Origin of the sequence: Mesorhizobium sp. M1A.T.Ca.IN.004.03.1.1, assembly GCF_003997555.1 — a bacterium.
Taxonomy (GTDB): Bacteria; Pseudomonadota; Alphaproteobacteria; order Rhizobiales; family Rhizobiaceae; genus Mesorhizobium.
In genome coordinates this window covers 1-335 of the sequence record NZ_RZTV01000114.1, presented here as the reverse complement: position 1 = coordinate 335, position 335 = coordinate 1, and the positions used below count along the sequence as shown (strand labels likewise).

1 protein-coding gene is annotated in these 335 nt (G+C 67.5%); it reads left to right on the top strand.

The window, feature by feature from the left end; genetic code table 11:
* Positions 1 to 335 (top strand): GTPase-associated system all-helical protein GASH (locus tag EOD29_RS36235; protein ID WP_206520528.1); only part of this gene is annotated, 335 nt, incomplete at both ends.

The window sequence follows — 335 nt, the reverse complement described above, 5'->3', positions numbered from 1 at the left end:
ACGCTCACGATACCCGAGGCCAATGCGGCCGGCACCAGGGCCAACAACGCGTATCGCAAGGCGACGGCGCCGGTCATCGCCGCGCTCAAGGGCAACCAAGACCTGGATCGCGAGGAGATCGACTTCCTCTGGTGGGTCCTCAGCGACTACAGCGAGATTCTCGGCTGTCCGCTTGACGCCAAGGATGTAATGCCCCGGGCCGTAGCGGCCGGCATCGAGGGGGCGAAGATGCTGCGCCGGCTGCCTGGCGACGGCTATCGCCACGCGGTCCTTCGCCGCGTCGGCGCATCGGACAAGTTGTCTCTGTCGGCCCTGATTGCCGCGGTCGGGGCCGA